The sequence below is a fragment of the Mycobacterium sp. E802 genome, from assembly GCF_001666875.1.
Lineage (GTDB): Bacteria > Actinomycetota > Actinomycetes > Mycobacteriales > Mycobacteriaceae > Mycobacterium.
In genome coordinates this window covers 35,384-58,460 of sequence record NZ_LZJD01000080.1, presented here as the reverse complement: position 1 = coordinate 58,460, position 23,077 = coordinate 35,384, and the positions used below count along the sequence as shown (strand labels likewise).

24 protein-coding genes are annotated in these 23,077 nt (G+C 66.2%); 8 read left to right on the top strand and 16 right to left on the bottom strand.

Annotated elements, in window-relative coordinates; genetic code table 11:
* Positions 1–33 precede the first annotated feature (33 nt).
* The 10 genes from A5699_RS11740 to A5699_RS11695 form a co-directional block, all read right to left on the bottom strand.
* Entirely contained in the window at positions 34–552 is a 519-nt protein-coding gene (locus A5699_RS11740) for a YceI family protein (protein WP_067769365.1), read from the bottom strand.
* 24 nt (positions 553–576) lie between these two features.
* On the bottom strand, positions 577–969 hold the full coding sequence (locus tag A5699_RS11735) for a nuclear transport factor 2 family protein (protein WP_369806689.1): 393 nt from the start codon (positions 967–969) through the stop codon (positions 577–579).
* Between the two features lie 139 nt (positions 970–1,108).
* The gene (locus A5699_RS11730) at positions 1,109–1,456 is read right to left on the bottom strand and encodes a DUF6285 domain-containing protein (RefSeq protein ID WP_082957670.1); all 348 of its coding nucleotides are present in this window, start codon (positions 1,454–1,456) and stop codon (positions 1,109–1,111) included.
* Entirely contained in the window at positions 1,453–2,433 is a 981-nt protein-coding gene (locus A5699_RS11725; RefSeq protein WP_082957668.1) for a phosphotransferase family protein, read from the bottom strand. Before A5699_RS11725 ends, A5699_RS11730 begins: the two co-directional genes overlap by 4 nt.
* Positions 2,430–3,674 (bottom strand): acyl-CoA dehydrogenase family protein, encoded by a 1,245-nt coding sequence (locus tag A5699_RS11720; RefSeq protein WP_067769361.1) that lies wholly within the window; start codon positions 3,672–3,674, stop codon positions 2,430–2,432. The genes A5699_RS11725 and A5699_RS11720 overlap by 4 nt, the downstream gene beginning before the upstream one ends.
* Before the next feature lie 20 nt (positions 3,675–3,694).
* On the bottom strand, positions 3,695–4,306 hold the full coding sequence (locus tag A5699_RS11715; RefSeq protein ID WP_067769359.1) for a TetR/AcrR family transcriptional regulator: 612 nt from the start codon (positions 4,304–4,306) through the stop codon (positions 3,695–3,697).
* A gap of 7 nt (positions 4,307–4,313) precedes the next feature.
* A complete protein-coding gene (locus A5699_RS11710) occupies positions 4,314–5,216 on the bottom strand; it encodes a hydroxymethylglutaryl-CoA lyase (protein ID WP_067769357.1) in 903 nt (300 codons plus the stop codon).
* Positions 5,213–6,415, bottom strand: coding sequence for a CaiB/BaiF CoA-transferase family protein (locus A5699_RS11705; RefSeq protein WP_067769355.1), 1,203 nt, complete (start codon positions 6,413–6,415; stop codon positions 5,213–5,215). Before A5699_RS11705 ends, A5699_RS11710 begins: the two co-directional genes overlap by 4 nt.
* Positions 6,412–7,605, bottom strand: a complete 1,194-nt coding sequence (locus tag A5699_RS11700) for a S9 family peptidase (RefSeq protein ID WP_067769353.1) — start codon at positions 7,603–7,605, stop codon at positions 6,412–6,414. The genes A5699_RS11705 and A5699_RS11700 overlap by 4 nt, the downstream gene beginning before the upstream one ends.
* Entirely contained in the window at positions 7,605–8,696 is a 1,092-nt protein-coding gene (locus A5699_RS11695; protein ID WP_067769402.1) for a homogentisate 1,2-dioxygenase, read from the bottom strand. Before A5699_RS11695 ends, A5699_RS11700 begins: the two co-directional genes overlap by 1 nt.
* Positions 8,697–8,913: 217 nt before the next feature.
* Here A5699_RS11695 and A5699_RS11690 point away from each other — a divergent pair, with 217 nt between their 5' ends.
* On the top strand, positions 8,914–9,471 hold the full coding sequence (locus A5699_RS11690; protein ID WP_067769400.1) for a type 1 glutamine amidotransferase domain-containing protein: 558 nt from the start codon (positions 8,914–8,916) through the stop codon (positions 9,469–9,471).
* Between the two features lie 30 nt (positions 9,472–9,501).
* Here the strand turns inward: A5699_RS11690 and A5699_RS11685 are convergent, their stop codons facing one another.
* Positions 9,502–10,668: an acyl-CoA dehydrogenase family protein gene (locus tag A5699_RS11685; RefSeq protein WP_067769350.1), complete on the bottom strand. Its 1,167-nt coding sequence runs from the start codon at positions 10,666–10,668 to the stop codon at positions 9,502–9,504.
* A gap of 475 nt (positions 10,669–11,143) precedes the next feature.
* On the opposite strand from A5699_RS11685, the gene A5699_RS11680 reads away from it, so the two are divergent.
* A complete protein-coding gene (locus A5699_RS11680; protein ID WP_067769348.1) occupies positions 11,144–12,121 on the top strand; it encodes an esterase family protein in 978 nt (325 codons plus the stop codon).
* Positions 12,122–12,240: 119 nt separating this feature from the next.
* Here A5699_RS11680 and A5699_RS11675 read toward each other — a convergent pair whose 3' ends face one another.
* The 4 genes from A5699_RS11675 to hisN all read right to left on the bottom strand — a co-directional run bounded on the left by A5699_RS11675 (position 12,241) and on the right by hisN (position 16,884).
* Positions 12,241–13,239, bottom strand: coding sequence for an oxidoreductase (locus tag A5699_RS11675; protein ID WP_067769346.1), 999 nt, complete (start codon positions 13,237–13,239; stop codon positions 12,241–12,243).
* A gap of 90 nt (positions 13,240–13,329) precedes the next feature.
* Positions 13,330–14,550: an acyl-CoA dehydrogenase family protein gene (locus A5699_RS11670; protein WP_067769344.1), complete on the bottom strand. Its 1,221-nt coding sequence runs from the start codon at positions 14,548–14,550 to the stop codon at positions 13,330–13,332.
* Between the two features lie 40 nt (positions 14,551–14,590).
* Entirely contained in the window at positions 14,591–15,988 is a 1,398-nt protein-coding gene (locus A5699_RS11665) for an acyl-CoA dehydrogenase family protein (protein ID WP_067769341.1), read from the bottom strand.
* Positions 15,989–16,101: 113 nt separating this feature from the next.
* The gene (gene hisN, locus A5699_RS11660) at positions 16,102–16,884 is read right to left on the bottom strand and encodes a histidinol-phosphatase (protein ID WP_067769339.1); all 783 of its coding nucleotides are present in this window, start codon (positions 16,882–16,884) and stop codon (positions 16,102–16,104) included.
* Between the two features lie 23 nt (positions 16,885–16,907).
* Here hisN and A5699_RS11655 point away from each other — a divergent pair, with 23 nt between their 5' ends.
* Positions 16,908–17,240 (top strand): hypothetical protein, encoded by a 333-nt coding sequence (locus tag A5699_RS11655; RefSeq protein WP_067769337.1) that lies wholly within the window; start codon positions 16,908–16,910, stop codon positions 17,238–17,240.
* Between the two features lie 63 nt (positions 17,241–17,303).
* Here the strand turns inward: A5699_RS11655 and A5699_RS11650 are convergent, their stop codons facing one another.
* The gene (locus tag A5699_RS11650; RefSeq protein ID WP_067769335.1) at positions 17,304–18,674 is read right to left on the bottom strand and encodes an FAD-dependent oxidoreductase; all 1,371 of its coding nucleotides are present in this window, start codon (positions 18,672–18,674) and stop codon (positions 17,304–17,306) included.
* Positions 18,675–18,824: 150 nt separating this feature from the next.
* On the opposite strand from A5699_RS11650, the gene prfB reads away from it, so the two are divergent.
* The 5 genes from prfB to ftsX are packed head-to-tail and all read left to right on the top strand — an operon-like array spanning position 18,825 to position 23,069.
* Positions 18,825–19,943, top strand: coding sequence for a peptide chain release factor 2 (prfB, locus tag A5699_RS11645; protein ID WP_067769333.1), 1,119 nt, complete (start codon positions 18,825–18,827; stop codon positions 19,941–19,943).
* A complete protein-coding gene (locus A5699_RS11640; protein ID WP_067769332.1) occupies positions 19,930–20,913 on the top strand; it encodes a mechanosensitive ion channel family protein in 984 nt (327 codons plus the stop codon). Before prfB ends, A5699_RS11640 begins: the two co-directional genes overlap by 14 nt.
* Positions 20,910–21,437: a hypothetical protein gene (locus tag A5699_RS11635; RefSeq protein WP_067769330.1), complete on the top strand. Its 528-nt coding sequence runs from the start codon at positions 20,910–20,912 to the stop codon at positions 21,435–21,437. The genes A5699_RS11640 and A5699_RS11635 overlap by 4 nt, the downstream gene beginning before the upstream one ends.
* A gap of 45 nt (positions 21,438–21,482) precedes the next feature.
* The gene (gene ftsE / locus A5699_RS11630; protein ID WP_064896558.1) at positions 21,483–22,172 is read left to right on the top strand and encodes a cell division ATP-binding protein FtsE; all 690 of its coding nucleotides are present in this window, start codon (positions 21,483–21,485) and stop codon (positions 22,170–22,172) included.
* Complete coding sequence (gene ftsX / locus A5699_RS11625) at positions 22,173–23,069, top strand: permease-like cell division protein FtsX (RefSeq protein ID WP_067769328.1); 897 nt, start codon at positions 22,173–22,175, stop codon at positions 23,067–23,069.
* Positions 23,070–23,077: the final 8 nt, after the last annotated feature.

The following is a 23,077-nucleotide window of genomic DNA, read 5'->3' as shown; positions in this document are numbered from 1 at the left end:
CCGCAGAACTTAGGTGAATTCTGTTGCGGCGCATCAGTCCCGTGTGAAGACCAATTCGCCCGACACCGTGGCGGTCGGACCCACCATGCCCAGGAGGTCGCCCGACACACCGAACTCGGCGCGTTCGACCGACACCTGGCCGCGGAGTTGCAGCGCGCCGTCGTCGAGCACCTCCACATCGACCGGCAGCTCGATGGTTTTCGACACCCCTCGCACCGTCAGCACCGTCGCCAGACGCGCCACCGCGCCGCTGGCCGGGCTCAATCCTGTCACCTGAACGGTGATGTCGGGATGGGTCTGTACGTCGAAGAAATCGGCGGACCGCAGATGGTCGTCGCGTTTGCCGATCCCGGTTCGCAGCGACGCGGCCGTGATCACCACCCGGCCGGTCACGTCGTCGCCGGCCGAACCCGAACCGGTGAATTCGGTGAAGCAACCCTTCACCGTGGCCAGTCCCCACAGGGTCTTGTTCCGGAACGTCACCCGGGAACGGGCGGGCACCAGCGTCCAGCTTCCGGCGCTCGCGGTGACGATGTCGCCGAGCGTGGGCATGAAACCTCCATCTATCGATTCAGCTCAGGTCAGAAGCGGTGCGATGTCCTTCGGATCGAAGTACTCGTCGATTCGGCGGATCAGTCCGTCGGTACCCACTTTGATCACGATGCATACCCGCAGCGCGATCGAGGCCCCGTCGCGTCCGGCGGCGTGCAACACATGCTGTTGCACGAATCCGCCGTCGAAGAACTGCCGGTCCAGCACCTCGTACCGGCGCTCGCGGGTCGCGTTGATGAACCAGTCGATCACCTTCAACGCGCGAGCCCGGTCGTTGTCCCTGGTATCGCCGGAGTGCCATACCGATACATCGTCGGCCCACAATCGGGCCACGCTGTCGGTGTCGCCCCGCTCGATCGCCTCGAACAGTCGATGCGCGACGTTGTCGACGAGTTCGACTTCGGTAGGTGACATCATCGGCTCCTCCGTAGGGGTCGACCTCGACCGCCAATCAGGTTGGGACGCCCGCACACGCCCGGCACACGCCGAGATCTACACCAGGGCGGTGCCTGCGCGTCGACCACGACCATGGGGTGGAAATCGGCACGGGCGGGGCTCACTGCGCCTCGTATCCGGGATGCGCGGCGGCGAGCCGTTGACCCACCAGAACGCGCAAGCAGCTCGCCACCTCGCCGGCTTGCTCATCGAGCTCACCAGCACGGATGGCGGAGGCCAACCCGGCCTCGTCGGTGAACCCGAGCGCGGCCAACGCCGACGCGGCGGCCGCGGGCGCGTCGACAGCCAGAAGCTCACGTTCGACCATGCGGAGGGCGTTCGCGGCGACGCGGGCCTGGAATCTGACCGGGGCGGCGACCGTCTCACCGTCCCGCACCTCGGTGTCGAGGAAGTCTGCGACCGCGGCGACGAGTTCGGCCGCGCTCGGCCGTCCGTAGAGGTTGCTCACCACGTGCTCCCGTCCAGCAGATCCAACAGGTCCCACTCGGTTTCGCAGACCCGACGACCGATCGTGGCCAACTCCACCGAGCGGGTCTGCCCGCTGAGATGCCGCTCGGCCTGATAGCGGCAGATGATGCCCCACCGCAGCGTGGCCAGCACCAGCCACCAGCGGATCGCAGACCGGTCCAGGCTGATGCCGCCGGCCTCCTCGTAGGCATCCAGAAAGCTCTCGATGCTGCCCAGCCCGCCGGCGCCGCGGTCGGCCGGCGCCCCGAATCGCCAGGCTCGGATGCAGAACCAGGCCAGATCTTCGTAGACCTCACCGGTGTGCACCAGTTCCCAGTCCAGCACGGCGGCCAGGCCGGAGTCGTCGACGATCAGGTTGCCCATCCGGAAGTCGCCGTGCACCAACCGTGGCGGTGAGGCCGGCGGTCTATTGGCGGCCAGCCAACGGAACACCCACTCGAAAGTGGCGGTGGTGTCACCCATCTCGTTGAGCTGGGTACGCCACTGAGATATCTGGTCCTGCTCGGTGAGCCCGGGAAGGACGGGCGGGTCGGCCCGGTGGATGGCGGCCAACGCCTGTGCGCACTGCGTCAGCAACCGGGCCCGCCCGGCATCGTCGAGCCTGCGCTGAATGCGCCGCACGATCGTCTCCCCGCCGATGAAGTCGCAGATGAGGAACGGCTCACCTACTGCCGCAACGGAATCGTCGGCCACCAGTACGTGGGGGACCGGCGCCCCGGCGGCGGCTGCGGCTCGCTGGGCCCCGGCCTCCAGCTCCATCCCGGCGTGGACCTCATCGGGCGCACCGGTGCGCAGGATCAGCGGGCGCCGCACCGAGTCGGTGACGGCGTCGAACGACCAGGTGGTTCGGCTGGCACCGCCGGTCAGCTCCCGCAGGTTTTCCACCGAGACCCCGTCGCCGAGGGCCGGGGTGAGGACATCGGCCAACCGGACGGCCAGCGTGCCGGTATCGGTCACCGCTTGGCCTTGCCGAATCCGAACAGCCGCTGCGCCACCCGTCGCATCTGGATCTCTTCGGCGCCTTCGGTGATGCGATAGCGCCGGTGGTGGCGATAGATGTGCTCGAACGGTTCGTGCCGGCTGTAGCCAATACCGCCGTGCACCTGCATCGCCCGGTCCGCGGCCTCACACACCAGCCGGTTGGCCCGATAGTTAGCCATCGAAACCTTGTCCGACACTTCCATGTGGTGGTTCTGATCCAACTGCGTTGCGGCGTAACGAACGAGCAGACGCACCATCTGCGCCTCGGTCTGCAACTCCACCAATGGCCACTGCACCGCCTGGTTGACGGCCAGCGGCTTGCCGAACACCATGCGGCGGTTGGCGTAGTCGACGGCCCGGTCGATGCAGAACTGGGCGGCTCCGAGACTGCTGGCGGCCTGGCGGATCCGGTTCTCGTGCAGGAACGTCTGCCCGACCTCGAGACCGTGATCGACCTGGCCGAGTACCGCGTCGGCCGGCACCCGCACATCCTTCAGTTCCACCTCGCCGTGATCGGTGGGCATGTTGAACGTCCACCAGTAGAACGGGACGGTGAAGCCTGGCGCGTCGGTGGGCACCAGAAAGGCGGTGATCCCGCGGGCCTGTCCGGGCTCACCCGACGTCCGGGCGAAGATGAGGTCGTGGGTGGCCCGGTGCACCCCGGTGTTCCACCGCTTGCGCCCGTTGATGATCCATCCGTCTCCGTCGGGCACGGCGGTGGTTTCCAGCCAGGTGGCATCCGAGCCGTGATCGGGTTCGGTCAACCCGAACGCCATCGACCTCTTTCCGGTCAGCATCGCCTCGACCCATTCGCTCTTCTGGGCCTCGGTGCCGAACCGGTCCATCATGATCACCTGCGGGAAGTTCCCCACGATCGAGGACTCGTCCTGCAGGTCGTTGTGCAGCCCGAGACCCTTGTGCGCGAGGTGCTCTCGGATCACCGCCATGTCCAGGTTGCTGCCGTCGCGGCCGCCGAAGCGGGCGGGCAGCCCGTACCGCAACCAACCGGCGGCATCGGCACGACGACGCATCTCGTCGAGGAGATCTTCCCAGGCGCGGGCGGGCACCCCGCCGTTGTCCCAATCGGTCCGGGCATATTCCCGGCGTTGGTCGAAGTACTGGATGTGCTCGCGCTCAAGGGGTTTGATCTCAGCCTCGATGAACTCGTCCATCTCGGCGAGGACATCGGTGAGGTGTTCGGGTAAAGCGAAATCCACGATGACTCCTCTTTCTCGGGTCAGAAGCCGTACAACGTTTTCTTCCAGATGGTGGACAGGGTGGCGATGGCGTCGGCGTCGTCGATCTCGATGCCCAGCCCGGAATTGCCGACGAACACCGAGGTGAAGTTCTCGAACAGCAGGGCGATGGCCGCCGCCACATGTTCGGGATGCAGCCCCTGGGCGTGTCCCTGCTCCTGGGCGCGGCGCACCGACGCGATGACGATGTCGATGCCGAACCGGCGGAATTTGTTCTGCACATCGGCGAAACGCTGCTGGGTGGCGGCGAGCTGGGCCACGGCGATCATGATGCCGATGTTCTGTTTGAAGATGTTCCAGTAGCCGGTGACGACCGTGGTGAAGAACTCGGTGTCCTCGGGTGAATCGGGCAGGTGCAGATTCAGACCGGACGGTTCGACGACGTCGTGCAGAAAGGATTCGGCCAGCGCGGCCAGCAGATCCTCCTTGTCGCTGAAATAGCGATAGAACACCGCCGGGCTCTTGCCTGCGGCAGAGGTGATGTCGGCCAGTGTGGTGCCGTGAAAGCCGCGTTCGGCGAACAACTTCCGGGCGGCAAGCTCGATGGCCGACCGGGTCTGACGACCCTTGGTGCTCAACTCCGCGGCAGTCACCGTCGCCTCAGTCCAAGATCCGGTCGCCGGCCCGCAGCAACGCGCTGGGCAGCTCGTGGCCGACGGCTTCCTGTGCGACGCGGGCGGCCTCGATGGCGGCCGGTAGTTCGACATCGACGGCGATGTCACTGTCGCGCAGCATGTAGACCAGGTCCTCCGTGGCGATGTTGCCGCTGGCCCCCGGGGCGAACGGGCAGCCGCCCAACCCGCCCACCGACGCGTCCAGGCGGGTGACGCCGGCCTGCACTGCTGCGTACGCACTGGCCAGACCCGCGCCGCGGGTGTTGTGAAAGTGCGCTCCCAGCGGGATGTCCGCGATCAGGGGTCTGACTTTCTCGATCAGGGTGCTGACCCGGCGCGGCGTGGTGGTCCCGATGGTGTCGGCGATCGCGATCCGGTTCACCTCGAATCCGGCTGCCGCGGTGACGATGTCGAGCACCCGCTGCGGATCGGTCGGCCCGTCGAAGGGACAGTCCCACGCGGTGGCGATGATCACCTCGACCGACGTGCGGCTGTCGCGGGCGATGGCCACGATGTCGGCGATCTGTGCGGTTGCCTCGGCGGAGCTGCGTCCGACGTTGGCCTGGGAGTGGGCATCCGAGGCCGACACCACGTATTCGATCGAGCGCAGGCCGGCGGCGATGGCGCGTTTGGCGCCGTTGGGGCTGGCTACGAGTGCGGAGAACTCCACGTCGGGAAACCGGTGCAGTTCTTCGGCGAGTTCGGCCGCGTCGGCCAGCGCCGGCACTTTCGAGGGTGAGACGAACGCTGTCGCCTCGACCTCACGTACCCCGGTGGCGACGATGGCTTCCAGGATCGCGACCTTCGCCGACAACGGAATCGGGTCTTCGATCTGCAGGCCGTCGCGCAGGCATACCTCGCGGATGTCGACCTTGGCGGGCAAGCTCACAGGACCCCCTCGGTGCGAAGCGATTCCAGTTCCTCAGCACTGTGGCCCAGTAGTCCGGCGAACACCTCGTCGTTGTGCTGGCCGGGTCGGGCGGAACCGGCATTGCGGATGGTGCCGGGGGACTCCGACAGCACCGGCACGATGCCGGGGCCTTTGACGTTGCGCTGCACGCGTTCGTCCCAGTGGTCGGCGATCATGCCGCGGGCCTGCAGTTGTGGATCCTCCACGACCTCGGCCACGGTGTTGATCGGACCGCTGATCACCCCGGCCTGCGACAGCGTTTCGATGATCTCGGCCGGCGGGCGCTCGGCTGCCCAATCTCCGATGATCTTGTCCAGCTCGTCTTGATTACGGCCTCGGGCAATGTGATTGACAAACCGGTCGTCGGTGGCGAGCTCGGGTCGCCCCATCGCCGCACACAGCCGCCGGAACACCGTGTCCTGGTTGGCCGCGATCACCACCCAGCTGCCGTTGGCGCTCTGGTAGATGTTCGACGGTGCGATGCCCTCCAGCCGGGTGCCCGACGGGCCGCGCACCACACCACCGACGTCGTAGTCGGGGATCGTGGATTCCTGGATGGCCAGACAACTTTCGGTCAGGGCAGTGTCCACGATCTGGCCCTCGCCGGTGACGGTCCGCCGGTACAGTGCGGCCAGGGCGCCCTGAGCGGCGAACATGCCGGCCAGGCTGTCACCCAACGAAAGGGCCAGCCGTGGTGGGGGACCGCCGGGAAACCCGTTCATGTGGCGCAGTCCGCTGGAGGCCTCGGCCACCGAGGCATACCCGGCCTTGCCGGCGTCGGGCCCAGTTTGGCCGTAGCCGGAGACCCGCACGAGGATGATGCCCTTATTGCGATCGCGCAGAACGTCGTAACCCAGATCCCACTTCTCCAAGGTGCCGGGCCGGAAGTTCTCCACGATGATGTCGGACTGGGCGACCAGCTCGAGAAACAGCTCCCGACCCTTGGTGGTGCGCAGGTCCAGGGTGACGGCCTTCTTGTTGCGAGCGTGCACAGTCCAGAAGAAGTGGTGCCCGTCGAGCTCGGCCTGCCCCCAGGTGCGCAGCGGGTCCGGAGTGGTGGGCAGCTCGATCTTGATGACCTCGGCGCCCATGTCGCCGAGCAGCCGGCCGGCGAACGGCCCCGAGATCAGGGTGCCGAGCTCGATCACCCGGATGCCGTCCAGCGCCCCAGTCGTCATGCTGAAAACCCGTGTCGATGCAGCCAATCCGTACAGATGCCGACCGCCTGGCGCAGCGTGCCCCGCTGGTCTGGACCCGAGTAGTAGTGGTTGGCGCCGGGGATCTCGTGCATCTCCTTGTCCTCGTGGCCGATCGCCTCGTACAGCCGGCGGGTATGGCTGGGCGTACAGGCGTCGTCGGCCAGGTTACCGATCACCAGGGTGGGCACCGCGATGTCCGGGCCGGCCTTCACGGCGTCGCCGTTGGCATCGTCGTAACTCCACTGCGACAACCAGCTGCGCAGGGTGCAGAACCGGGCCAGGCCGACCGGGCTCATGTTGACCACCTGCGGGTCGCCCAGGTAGCAGGTGCCGGGCTTGCGGTCGTTGGGGTCGACGGTGGGATCCAGCCAGCGCGGATCGGCCATGGTGCCGTGCACCACGAAGGCGAACTCGTCATCAGGCCGTCCCGCGGCCTTCAGCTCGGCCAGCTTTTCCTTGACCCACTTGGTGATTCGCCGGTTGCGGGCGATCTGCGCGGCGTGATATCGCTCCAGGAACTCTGGCGTGTACGGCGGCTGGTTGGGGTTGTCCGGGTTGTAGAGGTCCAGTTCCGGGTCCCGCTTGGTGGGGTCGTTCTCGTCGAGGATGGAAGCGTCCATCCACTCCGTCATGGTGCCGTGCCGGCTGATGTGCGCGGCCAGCAGCATGATGCCGTCGGCCGGGATCAAGCCGAGTTTGGTCAGATCGGGACCGTCCCCGGACGGGCTGGCCGTGACGGTCGGATTCTGCGCCTGCTGTTGGTAGAACACCGACAGTGAGCCGCCTCCGCTCCAGCCGGCCAGCACCACCTTGTCGTAGCCCAGTCGGTTTTTCGCGTCCTTGATGCACTCGCCGAGATCCTCGACCACCTTTTCCATCAGCAGCGCCGAGTCGGTGCCGCGGAACCGGCTGTTGCAGTAGATGACGTGGTGGCCGGCCCGGGCCAGCGCGTTGATCATCGGCAGGTAGGCGCCGCCGCCGATCGGATGCATGAAGACCAGCACGGTGTCTGACGGCTTGGATTTGGGGCGCAGCAGGTAGCTTTCCAACACCACCAGCTCGGCCACCCCGCCGTACACGTCGCGCACCGACGAGTTGTTCTGGTAGGCAACCAGATACGGGATGCGGTCGTACTCGTGTTTCACAGGTGCTTCGGTAACAGTGCTCACTAGTGCTGCCCCAGATCGTTGGCGAGGATTTCGGCGGACGGGATGAGACGACGACGGGTGTCGATGGCGATCACCGACCAGTCCACCCGGTCGTAGTCGTCGAACTTGCGGCGGGCGCGTTCCCGGGCCTTCTCGGGTGCGCCGTGGTGAACACCTTGCGGTGCATGGGAAACCAGCCCGGGTGGCATGGGGATGCCGTAGAGGGTTCCGCCGTGGAAGAACGCGATCTCGTCGTAGTCGACGTTGCGGTGATACCACGGGGTGCGCTCGGTGCCTGGCACGCTCTCGGCGGGCTTGGGCAGGAAGTTCATCACGTACACGCCGGTGGCCTGCATGAAGAGGTGCACCGTCGGTGGCAGATGCACGCTCTCGGAGGTGATGACCGTGTAGTCCTCGATGTTGAAGGTGAACGGGAAGTTGTCGCCCCGCCAGCCTTCCACGTCAAGGGGATTGTGTTGGTAGAACAGCGAAGTCGGACCCTCGTCATGAATGAGCCGGACCTCGTACTCGTCCCGCCCGTCATCGTCGATGGGAGCCGGTTCCGGAATGGTCACCTGCGCCGGGTCGAACGGGAAATGGCGGCCCAGGGTGCCGGCCGGAGGGACCCGGAAGTCGTCGGTGGCCTGGATCATCAGCCAGGTCGATTCCTCGTCGGGCACCTGACGGAACGTGCAGGCCTTGGGGATGTACACCCAGTCGCCCTCGCGATAGCGCAACGGGCCGAACTCGGTCTCCAGCAGGCCCGCGCCCTTGTGCACGAAGATCAACAGGTCGCCGTCGACGTAGCGGACGAAGAACGGCATCTCCTCGGTGCGCCGGCTCAGCAGCACCTGGCAGTCGGCATTGGAGAACATCAACAACGGGCCGCCGTGCGCATCGGTGGCATCGCTGGGCTTGAGCTCGCTGGAGAGTACGTCGGTGGGGCGCAGGGGGCCGACGGTGCGGTAGGCGGTGGGGTCGTTGCGCCGGTACATGTTGGCGGTGCGCCCGACGAAGCCGCCGCGGCCGAGTTCATCGTCTTTGAGTCCGTCGAGATCGGCGTGCACCCGCTTGGGGGTTTTGCCTTTACGCAGGTGAACGAAGGATTCCATGCTCATCTCCCCGGAAGGTCTCCAACAAAACTGAAAGTGACTTTACTTTTTGTTCAGGCCGGTTGGCAAGGGTCTGCAGCCACCGATCTCGCTGTTTCGGGTTCGGCTCGCCGGGGTAGCCACCGGGCACGAATTCCCCGCGCCGGCACGGCGAATCCCCGCGGCGCACAGGTCATCTGGCCGCCGTTGGACGGGTGTGAACGAAAGGATCTTCAAGATGCTCAAGGAATTAGAAGGCCGTCGGGTCGCGATCCTCGCTGCAGACGGGGTGGAGCGCGTCGAACTCGAACAACCACGCACCGCGGTGGAGAACGCGGGTGGTCGCGTCGAGTTGCTGTCCCTGGCGGACGGCGAAATCCAGGCCCGCGATCACGATCTCGAGCCGGCGGGCACCTTCCCGGTGGACCGCAAGGTCGGCGACGTGCGGGTCGACGAATTCGATGCGCTGATCCTGCCGGGCGGCACGGTGAACCCGGACAAGCTGAGGCTCGACGAGAAGGCGGTGGCCTTCGTCGGCGACTTCGTGCGGTCCGGCAAGCCGGTCGCGGCCATCTGCCACGGCCCGTGGACCCTGGCGGAGGCCGGCGTCGTCGGCGACCGCAGGCTGACGAGCTATCCGAGTATCCGTACCGATCTGCGCAACGCCGGCGCGACCGTGGTCGACCAGGAGGTCTGTGTCGACGGCAATCTGATCACCAGCCGCTCGCCGGACGATCTCCCGGCCTTCTGTGAAGCCGTCACCGAGGCATTGGCGAGTAGTCCGGCGCAGACCTGACCGCACAGAGTCCGCGTCAGATCAGCCCCGTCAGATCATGGAGGTCCGGGGGATCTTCATCCCCAGCGCCAGTGCCCCGGCCAGCTCGCGGCTGGTGTCGTAATCGAACACCACATGGCCGGCGAGTACGTCGACGTCGCGCTTGAAGCGCTGCAACGGGCTGGACAGAAAATGGATGCTGGCGCCGCCGGCGCCCAACAGCTCGGAAATCACCGATCGCGATTCGCTGACGATGTGCGCCGCGGCCAGCCGGGCCTGCGCGCGTACCGGTCTCTCGACGGAATCACCGGACGCCACGATGCTCTCGATTTCGCCGACCGTATCGGCCAGCAGGGCCCGCACAGCGCGCAACCGGACCTGGGCTCCGGCCAGATGGGCCTGGGCGATCGGCTTGTCCTTCTGCATGACGCCTTCGTACGGCAGCACGCGTTCGCCCAACCGCTGCGCGTAGATCTCGGTGACCCGCTCGGCGCTGCCCAGCGCGGGCATCGCCGCCAGCAGGGCCAGCGCGGGCACCATCGGCCAGCGGTAGGTAGCGCTGTCGTGCAACCCCGCGCCCGGAGCGGTACCGGAATAGATGTCGAGCACTTTCACCAGCCGGTGCTCGGGCACGAAGACGTCGGAGGCGATGGCGTCGTTGGATCCGGTGGCGCGCATGCCGTCGGTGTGCCACACGTCGGCGACGGTCACGTCACCGATCGGCAGCAGCGCCAACGCCGGGTACAGCGCATCGTCGGGGCCGCAGAGCGCAGCCACGATGATCCAGTTCCCGTGCATGACGCCGGTGGCCCACGACCATCGTCCGGTCAGCCGGATGCCGCCCTCGACCGGCAGGCCTCGTCCGGTGGGGGCCAGGGGAGCCGGGGCCAGGAAGGGGCGATCGGCGAAGGCCTCCTGCTGGGCCTGCTCGCCGAACAGGGCCAGCATCCAGTTGTGTAGGGCCAGAAAGCCGATGGTCCAGGCGCTCGACGTGCACCCGTGCGCCATCTGCCGCACCGGATCCAGGATCGCCGGAAAGTCGGCCTGGCGTCCGCCGTAGCGGGCGGGCACGAGCAGTTCGGTGAATCCGGAGTCGACGAGATCGGTGACGGTGGCGTCGGGAAGGCGGCGTAACTCTTCGGCTTCAGCGGCTCGGTCGGCGAGTCGTGCGACGAATTCCGGGGTGATCACGCAGTCGGCGAGAGGGGGTGAGGCCATGGCCGGAAAGTTACCATACTTTTTTGTATGGTCGATGCCGTGGACCGCGCCTGTCGGAGCCGACCCGGCATTTTGAGAACTGGTTGGCGACGATCGGATAACTCTCCGGACACCGGTTGTGAACGGATAGACATCGGCAGTCGTCAGGGGTTGTCGGCGAAAACGGGCCCATTTCGGTGTTTGTCCAGGTAGACGACGTGTACGCGGCGAAGAAATAAAGGCGAATTCACTTTTCGAAACCTGAAGATCCGCAGCTCGCCGACGTGCGGTGAGTTTTCCCCTGTCCGGGCACCGTGATTTACTCAAGGCGCAACAACTGAATTCTTCGGTCCGCTCCGCTGCGCCTTCGACAGGCGTTCGGCGACGGAGAGCGGGCGCGACAGCGCAGCGGATGAACGCTGCGGTGTCGCTTGGCGACACTCATCGCTGATCGCGCGCAGCGCGTCATTGACCGGAAGACGGATGGATTCGCAGTATGACCTTCATTGACAAGATTCGTGGCCGTTGGGCCCGCCGGATGACGGTGGCAGCTGTGGCAGCACTTCTGCTGCCTGGCTTGATCGGCGTCGTCGGCGGATCGGCGACCGCGGGAGCCTTCTCCCGCCCAGGTCTGCCGGTTGAGTACCTGATGGTCCCGTCGCCGTCGATGGGCCGCGACATCAAAATTCAGTTCCAGAGCGGTGGCCCGGGTTCACACGCGGTGTACCTGCTCGACGGCCTGCGCGCTCAGGACGACTACAACGGCTGGGACATCAACACCAACGCGTTCGAGATGTTCCTCGACAGTGGTCTGTCGGTCGTCATGCCCGTCGGTGGCCAGTCCAGCTTCTACAGCGACTGGTACTCCCCGGCATGTGGCAAGTCCGGCTGCGTCACCTACAAGTGGGAGACGTTCCTGACCAGTGAGCTGCCGCAGTGGCTGGCCGCCAACCGTGACGTGGCAGCCACCGGCAACGCCGCCATCGGTCTGTCGATGGCCGGCTCGGCCGCGCTGATCCTGGCGACCTACCACCCGCAGGAGTTCATTTACGCCGGTTCGATGTCGGGCTTCCTGAACCCCTCCGAGGGCTGGTGGCCGTTCCTGATCAACATCTCCATGGGTGACGCCGGCGGCTACAAGGCCAACGACATGTGGGGTCCGACCGAAGACCCGAACAGCGCCTGGAAGCGCAACGACCCGATGGTGCAGATCCCCACGCTGGTTGCCAACAACACGCGCCTGTGGATCTACTGCGGCAACGGCCAGCCCAACGAGCTGGGCGGCGGCGACCTGCCTGCCACCTTCCTCGAAGGTCTGACCATCCGCACCAACAAGACGTTCCAAGACAACTACATCGCCGCCGGTGGCACCAACGGTGTGTTCAACTTCCCGGATAACGGCACGCACAACTGGGCCTACTGGGGCCGGGAGCTGCAGGCCATGGTTCCGGACCTGCAGCGGGTGCTGGGCTGACGCCTTCCCGTGAACGGTCCCGCGAAAGCGGGAGGTACCGCCAGTAGAAACTGCCCCAAATCCACGGACCGAAGTGGTCCACGGATTGGGGTAGTTTTGCGTCTGCAGGCCGAAGCCGGCTAGAACCCGCCGGCCACTCGCACCACCGCGCGCCCGGAATGGCGCCCGGCGCGCACTTCGTCGATCACACCGACGACATCTTTGACGTCAACCTCGGTGGAGACATCGGCGAGGTGGCGCGGTTTGAGCTGCTCGCCCAGCTGGCGCCAGACTTCCCGCCGCGGTCCGATCGGCAATTGCACCGAGTCGATGCCCACCAGAGATACTCCGCGCAGGATGAACGGCATCACGGTGGTGTTCAGCGCCGAACCGCCGGTGAGCCCACTGGCGGCCACCACGCCGCCGTAATCCATGGTGCTGAGCACATCGGCCAGCGTCGCCCCACCGACACAGTCCACCGCGGCTGCCCATCGGGATTTGCCCAGCGGACGTGGTTTGGCCTCGGGGTCGGCCGGCAGGCGTCCGATCACCTCGGCAGCACCCAGCGCGCGTAGCTGGTCGACCCGGTCAGCTTTTCCGGTGGAGGCCACCACGTGGTAGCCGGCGCCGGCGAGGAGATCGACGCTCACTGCGCCTACTCCGCCGGTCGCGCCGGTGACCACGATGGGACCGTCTGGCGGCCGGATGCCGCGAACGACCAGGGCCAGCACGCTCAGCGCCGCGGTGAAGCCGGCCGTGCCGATCGCCGCGCCCTCGCGCGGGGTCAGCGGTCCGAGCGCCACGACCTGAGCCGCGGGCAACCGGGCGTATTCGGCGTAGCCGCCGTGATGCCCGGTGCCGATCTGATAGCCATGGGCCAGCACCAGATCGCCCGGGGCGAAATCCGCGGAGTCCGAGGCCACCACTTCACCGGTCAGGTCGATGCCGGGGACAATCGGATAGTCGCGCACCACACCGCCTTTGGGTGTCAGGGCCAGCGCGTCCTTGAAGTTGACGCTGGAGTAGTGCACCCGGATGGTGACCTCACCGGGAGGCAGATCGGATTCCTGCAGTGTCTCGACCGCCGCGTTGATGCGGTCCCCGTCGGTGCGTGCCACGAGCGCTTGAAACGTGTCCATGACGCTCACCCTATTGGCCCAGCAGACGCGAACACCCCCGAAACGTCTCGATTTCGGGGGTGCTCGCGTCTGCTCGCGCAGAAGAAAGGACTACTTCAGTTCAGCCGAGGACAGACCCAGCAGGCGGCGCGCAACCACCAGCTGCTGAATCTGCTGCGTGCCCTCGAAGATGTCGAGGATCTTCGAATCGCGGGCCCACTTCTCCAGCAGGGTCTGCTCGGAATAGCCTGTGGTGCCGGCTATTTCGACGGCCTTGAGCGTGATGTCGCTGGCCACCCGGGCGGCCTTGGCCTTACCCATCGAGGCTTCCTTGGAGTTCGGAATGCTGTTGTCGGCCTGCCATGCCGACCGCACCGTCAACAGGTACCCGGCCTCCCAGTCGGCCTCCATGCGCAGGAACTCCGCCGCGGCGGCGCTCTGGGCATGCGCGGGCTTGTCGTAGGAGATCTCGATGCCGGCGTCGGTGAGGATGGCCCGCAGGTCCTCCAGCGCGGCGCGGGCGATCCCGACGGCCATGGCCGCCACGATCGGGCGGGTGTTGTCGAAGGTCTCCATGACCCCGGCAAAACCCTTCTCCACGTGGATCTCCGGATCACCCAGCAGGTTGTCCTTCGGGATGCGGGCGTTCTCGAAGCGGATCACCGCGGTGTCGGACGCCTTGATGCCGAGCTTGTGCTCCAGGCGCTCGACGGTCACACCGGGGTGCTCGCGCGGCACGATGAACGACTTGATCGCCGCGCGACCCAACGACTTGTCCAGCGTCGCCCACACCACGATGTGGGTGGCCCGCGAACCCGCGGTGACGAAGATCTTCTCGCCGTTGATCACGTACTCGTCGCCGTCGAGCACCGCAGTGGTGGTGACGGCAGCCGAGTCCGAGCCGAAGCCGGGCTCGGTGATGGCCATCGCGGCCCACACGTCCTTGCCCAGGCGCTCGAGCTGCTCGGGCGTGGCCACCGAGGAGATTGCGGCGTTGCCCAGGCCCTGCCGCGGCACCGAGAGCAGCAGCGCGACATCGCCCCAGCTGATCTCCAGCGCATTGAGCAGTGCGGACATGTTGGCCCCGTTGACGGTGACCTTCTCGCCCTTGGTGTTGGCGTCGTCGCGGAACGCCTCGGCGCCTGCGAAGGAGATGGTCTTGGCGCTCGAGATGCCTTCGAAGAGCGTGGCCAGGGTGTCCAGCTCGACGGGGTAGGCGTGCTCGGCCAGGTCGTACTTGCGGGAGATCGGCCGGAGCATCTCCGCGGCGCCCTGGTGGCCCTTCTCGATGACCGCCTGGAGCTTGCGGGGCATTTCCAGATTGATTGCCATGATTAGTCTTTCGGTTCAAATACGCGGAACGATAGCTGGACTAAATCACCACGACACCCTCGGCGACGCCGATGGCCCGCAGGTCGCGGTACCAGCGTTCGACCGGGTGTTCCTTGGTGTAGCCGTGACCACCCAGCAGCTGCACACCGTCCAGGCCGATCTGCATGCCCTTGTCGGTGCCGAGCTTGCGGGCCAGTGCTGCCTCGCGGGCGAACGGCAGGCCCTGCTCGGCGCGGGCGGCGCCGCGCCAGGTGATCAGCCGCAGGCCGTCGAGTTCGATGGCGATGTTGGCGGTCATGAACGCCACCGACTGGCGGTGGGCGATCGGCTCTCCGAAGGCCTGGCGTTCCTTGATGTAGGGGATGACGTAGTCGAGCACCGCATGCGAGGTGCCCACGGCCAGTGCGGCCCAGCCCAGCCGGGACAACGCGATCGCCTCGGAGTAGTCCTGATCGGTGGCGCCATCCTCACCGAGACGGTTGCTCAGCGGCACGGCCACGTTGTCGAGCTCGACCTGACCCAACGCTGCCGCCCGGATACCCATGCTCGGATCGGCCTTGACCGTCAGACCCGTCGAGGATGCCTCGACGATGAACAGCGCCGGCTTGCCGTCGAGTTGGGCTGCGACGATGAACAATTCGGCCTCGGCGGCCGCCGGCACCAGGGACTTGACGCCGGAGAGCCGGTAGCCGCTGGGGGTGCGGACAGCGGTGGTCTTGAGTGCGGTCGGGTCGAACAGGGCGTGCGGTTCGGCGATGGCCACGCAGGCCTGCGGCACGTTCTCGCCCGCGAATTCCTTCAGGTACGTGGCTTGCTGATCGGCGCTGCCCCAGTGGGTCAGGGCCGACGCGACGCCGCCGGGGGCCAGGATCGGCAGGGCCAGGCCCATGTCGCCGTAGGCCAGGGCCTCGGCGACCAGCGCATTGGTGACGGTGCTGCGGTGCTCGGCGATGCCGTCGAAGTCCTCGGGCACGTTGACCGCGGTGATGCCCAGCTCAGCGGCCTTGGCGATCAAGTCGGCGGGGTAGGCGGCGGCCGCGTCGGCGTCGTGCGCGGCCGGACGCAGGATCTCCTCGGCGAATTCCTTGACCGTCTCGACGATCATCTGCTGGTCTTCGTCGGGGGTCAGATCGAAGTAGTCCGCGCCGCTGGCCTTGAGCCGGGTGGGTGCCTTGCCGAGGCCCTGGATCCGCTGGAATTGGCGGGTGGCCGCACCCGCGGTCGAAAATACTTGCTTCACACCGTATTTCAGGCCGCGATTGAGCGGGTCCCGCAATCCGTAACGGTCCAGGAACTCCTGGCCGACGATGGGTGTGATCAGCGCCAACCCGATGTCGGTCGCTGTCCGCTTGTGCTTGTGCAAGCCGACCGCACTTTGCTGGCCGGAGCGTGAGGGACGGGGTGTGGTGCCGTTCTTGGACGGCAGGGTGTTGGTCATTGGCTGCCTCTGTTGGTCGTGGCGACTGGTCGTGGCGACGCATCTGACCGTATCTTACTCCGGAGTAAGGTACGGCATCTGTTACCAACCTCACACCGCGCCCCGCGGCCCCCTCAGTCGACAGAAAGCCTGGTCAACACCGCTTCGTGCAGCAATCCATTGGTGGCCAGCGCACTGCCGCCGTGCGGGCCTGGCGAGCCGTCGACCCCGGTGAACGTGCCGCCGGCCTCCCGGATCAGGATGTCCAGCGGGGCGATGTCCCAGAGCTTCACCTCGGGCTCGCAGGCGATGTCGACGGCACCCTCGGCGACCATGCAGTACGACCAGAAGTCGCCGTAGGCGCGTACCCGCCACACCTCGTCGGTCAGCGCGACGAAGCGCTCTCGGCGGTCCTCCCATCCGGTGGTCAGATCCGAGTACGACAGGCTGGCCGAGCCCAGATCGCCGACGCCGGATACCGAGAGTTTGCGGGTGGCCCCGGCGAACGAGCCGAACGCACCCTGGCCTTGGCCGGCCCACCAGCGTCGGGCCAGCGCCGGCGCACTGACCACGCCGACCACTGGCACGCCGTCGTCGAGCAACGCGATCAACGTGCACCACACCGGGACACCGCGAACGAAGTTCTTGGTCCCGTCGATCGGATCGATGACCCATTGGCGTCCGGTCAAAGTTGTTGTGCCGCCGAACTCTTCGCCGAACACGGTGTCGTTCGTCCGGGCCGCGGCCAGCGAGGCGCGCAGTGCTTCCTCGGCCCCCCGGTCGGCATCGGTGACCGGGGTCAGATCAGGTTTGGTCTCGACGTGCAGATCGAGGGCGCCGAAGCGATCCATGGTCAATGCGTCGGCCTGATCGGCCAATTCGAGGGCCAGTGCCAGGTCATCTGCGACGGTACTCATGCCGAAAGTCCTACCATGGCCTGGTGTGGGAATTCGGCATACTCCTCTTGCTCGTGGGAGCACTCGTGCTGCTGCTGGCGCCACGGATCATGCGGCGCCGGGGGATTCGCGGTGAACTGGCGCACGGCACTTTGCTGGTGACGGGGGTGAGTCCGCGTCCGGATGCGACGGGGGAGCAGTTCGTCACCATCACCGGCGTCATCACCGGTCCGACGGTGAGCGAGCACGTCGTGTATCAGCGGATGGCCGTCGACGTCGACAACTGGCCGTCCATGGGAGCGCTCATCCCGGTGGTCTATTCGCCCGGCAACCCCGACAAGTGGGCTTTCGCCCCGCCAGAGCCGCCGCCGGTCTGACCGTTCAAGCGTGCCCGATGGCCTGATTCCTCCTCGGCGCTCGTTCCTCGCGTCGCATCGTCATCAGGCGTGCCCGATGCGGAGCAACTCCGCCACACTCGCCAACTTCACCCGGGGCCGGCCGGTCGGCTCGCCCGCCGCACGCTCATGTGCGTCGATCAGCTGCCAGTGCTCGCCGGTGACGAGCTTGGGCTGGTGCTCCAGAAGCCATCCGGCCAGTTCTTCGCCGTAATCGGGGGCCCGATCGTCGATGTCACCGGCCTGCAGATCGGCGAGCAGCGTGTCGACGGTGTCCTGTGAATCCTTTTTGTTGCTGCCAATCACCCCCGAGGGGCCACGTTTGATCCAACCCACCACGTATTCGTTGCGGCTGCCGTCGATCCGGCCGTCGGTGTGCGGAATGGTGCCCGAGCGTTCGTCGAACGGCAGGCCGGGGGTTGCCACCCCGCGGTAGCCCACCGCTCGCACCACCAACTGGGCGGGCAGTTCCTCGCGCACACCGGTGTCCTTGGCCACCATGCGCCCGTCGTCGTCGCGGACAAGTTCGTTGCGGCCCAACACAATCGACTCCACCCGGTCTTCGCCGTGTAGCTCGATGGGGGAGGTGCAGAATCGGAAAACGATGCGCCGCTTGGCTTCACGTGGCTGTTGATCGGCGTACTTGCGTAGCACCTTGATGTTCTGTTTGACGGTCTTGCCGGCCGCTTCCAGATCCTCGTCGGTGATGCCGGCGAAATCGGCCGGGTCCAGGATGACGTCGACATCGGCCATCGCTTCCAGATCACCGAGTTCACGCAGTTCCAGTGTGGTGAATGTGGCCTGCAGCGGGCCGCGGCGCCCGATCACCACCACCTCTTCCACCCCGCGGGTGTCCAGTGAGGCCAGCGCATGGTCGGCGATGTCGGTGTTGGCCAGCGCCTCGGGGTCGCTGACCAGGATGCGGGCCACGTCGAGGGCGACGTTGCCATTGCCCACCACGACCGCGCGCCCACCCGACAAGTTCGGTGCCATGCCGTCGAAATGAGGGTGGGCGTTGTACCAGCCGACGAAATCCACGGCCGCCACACTGCCCGGCAACTCTTCCCCTGGGATGCGCAGCGACCGGTCGGACTGCGCCCCGATCGCGTAGACCACCGCGTCGTAGCGCTGCGCCAGCTCGGCCGCGCTGACATGTTCACCGACTTTGATGTTGCCGAAGAACCGGAACCGCGGATCGGCCGCGGTCTTGTCGAACTGGGCGCTGATCGACTTGATCTTCGGATGGTCGGGCGCGACTCCGGAGCGCACCAACCCCCAGGGCGTCGGCAGCATCTCAAGCATGTCGACGCGGACGTCGCGCTCTGAGTCGGGCGAATCGGCGAACTTCAGTAGCGATGCGGCAGCAAAGAATCCAGAGGGGCCAGAACCGACGATCGCTACGTGATATGGGCGCATACGGTGCCTTCTTACGAGCCTGTAAAGCCGTCATTTCCCGTCCCAGGGCTTGTCGGGGCGGGTACCAACCGACTTTAAACACACTTCGTCCGTGCTGCCGAGAGTCGGGAAGAACTGTTGCGGAAATGCAGGCAGGTACCCTGGACATCCGTGGATCCCGACCGCCAAGCCGCCGTAGCCGCCCTCGACACCACCCTGACCACCGTGGAGCGGGTGCTCGACATCGATGGGCTGCGCCAGCGGATCGACATGCTCGAGCAGCAGGCCTCCGATCCGAAGCTCTGGGACGACCAGACGCGGGCGCAGAAAGTCACCAGCGAGCTCTCCCATGCGCAGAACGAACTGCGCCGCGTGCAGGAGTTGCGTCAGCGGGTGGAAGACCTGCCGGTCCTGTTCGAGCTCGCTTTTGAAGAGGCCGGTGCAGAAGGTGACGATGCGGTCGCCGAGGCCGACACCGAACTCGCCAAGTTGCGTGAGGACATCGAGGCCCTGGAGGTCCGGACGCTGCTCTCGGGTGAGTACGACGAGCGCGAGGCCGTCGTCACCATCCGATCCGGCGCCGGTGGCGTCGACGCCGCGGACTGGGCCGAGATGCTGATGCGGATGTACATCCGTTGGGCCGAGAAGCACGACTATCCGGTCGAGGTGTTCGACACCTCCTACGCCGAGGAAGCCGGCATCAAGAGCGCGACGTTTGCGGTGCACGCGCCCTTCGCCTACGGCACCCTCTCGGTGGAACAGGGCACCCACCGACTGGTGCGGATCAGCCCGTTCGACAACCAGAGCCGGCGTCAGACGTCGTTCGCCGACGTCGAGGTCCTTCCCGTGGTCGAGACCACCGATCACATCGACATTCCCGAAGGGGACCTGCGCGTCGACGTGTACCGCTCCAGCGGCCCGGGCGGACAGTCGGTGAACACCACCGACTCCGCGGTCCGGCTGACCCACATCCCCACCGGTATCGTGGTGACCTGTCAGAACGAGAAATCTCAATTGCAGAACAAGGTTTCGGCCATGCGTGTTCTGCAGGCAAAGCTCTTGGAGCGCAAGCGGTTAGAAGAGCGTGCCGAGATGGACGCGCTCAAGGGTGACGGGGGCAGCTCGTGGGGCAACCAGATGCGGTCCTATGTTCTGCACCCCTATCAGATGGTGAAGGATCTGCGCACCGAGTTCGAGGTCGGAAATCCGGCGACGGTGCTGGACGGGGACATCGACGGATTCCTGGAAGCGGGCATCAGATGGCGCAACAGAAGAGATGACGACGACTGATACCGTGCTGGCCTTCCCTCTCGCCGAACGCTGGCACAGTTTCTGGCAAGGCGAGATCGGCGTCTGGATTCTGACCACCGGTCTGCGGATCGCGCTGCTCATCATCGGCGGTCTGCTCGCGGCGCGCTTCATCAACTGGGCCGCCCAGCGGGTGGTGCGTCGCATCGACGCCGAGTACCAGGAGAGCGACCAGTTGGTGCGCTCGGAGAGCGCCAAGCACCGCCAGGCCGTCGCCTCGGTGATCTCCTGGGTCTCGGTGGCGGTTCTGTTCATCATCGTGCTGGTCGAGATCACCGATGCGCTGGCGGTGCCGATCGCCTCCCTGGTCGCCCCGGCCGCCGTGCTCGGTGCGGCCCTCGGTTTCGGCGCGCAACGCATCGTGCAGGATTTGCTCGCCGGCTTCTTCATCATCACCGAGAAGCAATACGGCTTCGGCGACCTGGTCCGGCTGACCATCGGCGCCAGCAACGAAGCCGAAGGCACGGTCGAGGACGTCACGCTGCGGGTCACCAAGCTGCGGTCGTCCGAGGGCGAGATGTACACCGTGCCCAACGGGCAGATCGTCAAGGCCCTGAACCTGTCCAAGGACTGGGCACGTGCGGTGGTCGACATCCCGGTGCCGGTGAGCGCCGACCTCAACCTGGTCAACGACGTGCTCAACGAGGTCGCCGAGAAGGCCGCCGAAGATCGCGAACTGTCCAAGCTCCTGCTCGACAAGCCGCAGCTGATGGGTGTGGAGAGCATCGCGCTGGACACCGTGAACCTGCGGATGGTGGCACGTACCCTGCCCGGCAAACAGTTCGATGTGGGCCGGCGGCTGCGGGTGCGGGTGGTGCGGGCGCTGCGCCGCGCCGGGGTCGTGACGTCCTCGGACGCGTCGATCGCCGCGGCGGGTGACGTCATACATCCGGCTGCCGTCTCGGAAGTACAGGCGACGCCACCGGCGGCGGCGCAGGAGCCGAAGAAGTGAAATTCGATCTCGACCGGGTGACCGATGCCGTCACCAAACTGTGGCGCAGCCGGGTGGGCCGGCTTCGCACCTCGACGGTGGTGCTGATCGTGGTGTTCGTCGCGCTGTCCTGGGTGCAGCAGGAGTATCGCCCGCAACAGACTGCTCCCCAGAATCCGGCAGAGCAGGTGGTCCCGCCCGGGTTCGTACCCGACCCGGAATACACCTGGGTGCCGCGCACCAAGGTGCAGCCGCCGCGCACGACGACGCAGACCGAAACGCCGGAGACGACCGAGACCACCACCTCGACCACCCCGACGACCACGACGCCGACCGAGACCCCGGAGACCGAGGCCACGACACCGACGAGTCCCACGACGACGACACCGTCGCCGGGAGCGCCCCGGTCAACGGTGTTCGACCCGGACGGCCCCGGACTGCTTCCGCCGATCACGTTGCCGATCGCGCCGGAGCCTGCGCCGGCCCCGCCGACCGATCAGCTGCAACCGGGCCAGGAACCGATGGCGCCGACATTGCCGCGATAGCGTGACCTGCCGGATGTTTTCGCCCCGCTACACTGGCGTGCCGTGATGATCACCCTCGACCACGTGACGAAGCACTACAAGTCTTCGGCGCGCCCCGCGCTCGACGACGTCTCGTTGAAAATCGACAAGGGTGAGTTCGTCTTCCTGATCGGCCCGTCGGGTTCGGGTAAGTCGACGTTCATGCGGCTGTTGCTGGCCGCCGAGACGCCCACGTCGGGCGATATCCGGGTGTCCAAGTTCCACGTCAACAAGCTCGCCGGTCGTCACGTCCCGAGCCTGCGCCAGGTCATCGGCTGCGTCTTCCAGGATTTCCGGCTGCTGCAGCAGAAGACGGTGTTCGAGAACGTGGCGTTCGCCCTTGAGGTGATCGGCAAGCGCGGCGAGGTGATCAACCGCGTGGTCCCCGACGTGCTGGAGATGGTCGGGTTGTCCGGCAAGGCCAACCGATTGCCCAGCGAGCTGTCCGGCGGTGAGCAGCAGCGCGTCGCCATCGCGCGGGCCTTCGTCAACCGGCCCCTGGTCCTGATCGCCGACGAGCCCACCGGAAACCTCGATCCCGAAACCAGCAAGGACATCATGGATCTGCTGGAACGGATCAACCGCACCGGAACCACGGTGCTGATGGCCACCCACGACCATCACATCGTCGACTCCATGCGTCAGCGGGTCGTCGAACTCGAACTCGGCCGGCTGATCCGTGATGAGCAGCGCGGCGTCTACGGAATGGATCGCTAAGTGCGCTTCGGCTTTCTTGTCAATGAAGTTCTGACCGGGCTTCGCCGCAACGTCACGATGACGGTGGCGATGATCCTGACCACCGCGATCTCGATCGGATTGTTCGGTGGCGGTCTGCTGGTCGTTCGGTTGGCCGATCAGTCCCGGGACATCTATCTCGACCGCGTCGAGAGCCAAGTGTTCCTGACCGACGACATCTCGGCCAACGATCCGACGTGTGACGGCGATGCCTGTAAGGCGCTGTACCGCAAGATCGACGACCGCGACGATGTGCGGTCACTGCGCTTCCTCAACCGCGAGCAGGCCTACGACGACGCGATCAAGAAGTTCCCGCAGTACAAGGATGTCGCGGGCAAGGACGCCTTCCCGGCGTCGTTCATCGTCAAGCTCAACGACCCCGAACAGCACGAGGCGTTCGACAAGGCGATGATCGGCCAACCCGGTGTGCTCAACGTGCTCAATCAGAAGGATCTGATCGACCGGTTGTTCGCCGTGCTCGACGGGCTCAGTAGCGTCGCGTTCGCGGTGGCGCTGGTGCAGGCGATCGGCGCGGTCCTGTTGATCGCCAACATGGTTCAAGTGGCCGCGTATACGCGGCGCACAGAAATTGGCATCATGCGTCTCGTCGGTGCGACGCGCTGGTACACGCAGCTGCCGTTCCTGGTCGAGGCGATGATCGCGGCGCTGATCGGTGTGGTGATCGCGATCGTGGGACTGATCGTGGTGCGCGCGGTGTTCCTGGACAAAGCGCTCGACCAGTTCTACCAATCGAACTTGATCGCCCGGGTGGACTATGCCGACGTGCTCTACTTCAGTGCGCCGTGGATGTTGTTCCTCGGCTTGGCGATGTCCGGTATCACCGCGTACGTGACACTGCGGCTCTACATACGAAGGTAGTCGTGAGC